Raw genomic sequence first — 1545 nt, forward strand, 5'->3', positions numbered from 1 at the left:
AAGCAACGTAATGGCGGGCAACGAAACCACTTTGCCTATTACGATGGATCAAATGATTTACCATGCACAAAGCGTTGTACGAGGCATCGATCGGGGTTTGGTAGTGGTGGATATGCCTTTCGGTTCTTACCAGGGCAACAGCACGGAGGCGCTAAACAATGCAATCCGCATAATGAAAGAAACGGGTGGACATGCCATCAAATTAGAGGGTGGCGAGCATGAAGTAGAATCCATCAAACGCATTGTAAACAGTGGTGTGCCAGTTATGGGACACTTAGGTTTAACGCCGCAGAGCATTTATAAATTTGGCACGTATACAGTTCGTGCAAAAGAAGATGCAGAAGCAGAGCAATTGAAAAAAGATGCACTGCTTTTACAGGAAGCAGGTTGCTTTGCAATTGTGTTGGAGAAAATTCCCGCCAGCCTTGCAGCAGAAGTTACGGCAAGTTTACATATACCAACAATTGGTATTGGTGCCGGCAATGGTTGCGATGGACAGGTGTTGGTAATGCATGATATGCTTGGCATAAACTCAGAATTTAAACCCCGTTTTTTGCGCAAATATTTAAATATGAATGAGCAAATTACAGGTGCAGTTAAACAATATATTACCGATATTAAAAGCAGCGATTTCCCCAACGAAACGGAGCAGTATTAATTTTCCTTCCACGAAAAATACCCGAGGAGCCGGATAGTTTTGGTTATGAATAGAATTCATTTCTTATTTTTTTTGAAGCGGAACTGTAGTGGCTTTTTCAACAGTGGTCCCGCTTTACGTTGTTATCTTTTTTGCCCTAAAGACAGGCAAAAAAGGATAGCCACTTCAATCGGGGCTATATTTGAACAGTAAATCTTTTTTCAACTTTTTTAAAAATTTAATTCCATCATTCTTTTAATCATGCAAAAGTTATGACATAATTAATTTTGTTAAAATGATTTTATGGCCTGTCAAAATTTAAAAAATTATCAGCTAATACAAAAGAGAAATATAACTTTATAGCATGGCAAATAATTTTGATAAAGAACGACACAAAAAAGCATTAACCTACACCGCAATTATTTGTGGGGCTTTGCTGCTCATGTTTATTTTTATCAGCTGGACGGTTTTGCCTCCTTCACCACCCGTAGTGCAGGATTTAATGGAAATTAATTTAGGCAACAATGACGAAGGTTTTGGCGAAGAACAGCCGTTAATAAAAGGCCCGGGCAAACCGGAAAAAGAAATTGCAGAACAGCCGCAACCTGTACCTGCACAAGAAGAAGTTGCTGAAGAAAGAATAACACCCGATGATAATGCGGAGGAAACTGCCGCTCAGGTTGTGAAATCTGTAAAGAAAGTAACCCCTGTAAAAATTACAACCTCAACTCCCACAACTGCAGTAGTGCCTGCTCCTAAGCCTAAAACCCCAAAGTTAGTTTACAATGGCCCAGGTAAACAAAACGGTAACAACGCCACACAGGATAATGGTTACACGATGCAGGGAAATAATAAGAATGGAAAAGGCGATGCAGGTGACCCAACGGGTAATAAAGATTCGTACGGTA

General features: G+C 40.2%; 2 protein-coding genes. Both read left to right on the plus strand.

Translation table 11 applies throughout. The features are described from left to right. A partial coding sequence (gene panB / locus H7254_RS11740; protein ID WP_301933145.1) for a 3-methyl-2-oxobutanoate hydroxymethyltransferase occupies positions 1–658 on the plus strand: 658 nt, incomplete at its 5' end. Between the two features lie 343 nt (positions 659–1001). Continuing rightward, the coding region (locus tag H7254_RS11745) for a hypothetical protein (protein ID WP_301933146.1) at positions 1002–1545 on the plus strand (544 nt) is incomplete at its 3' end.

Origin of the sequence: Ferruginibacter sp. (genome assembly GCF_014377975.1) — a bacterium.
In the GTDB taxonomy this organism is placed as follows: domain Bacteria; phylum Bacteroidota; class Bacteroidia; order Chitinophagales; family Chitinophagaceae; genus Ferruginibacter.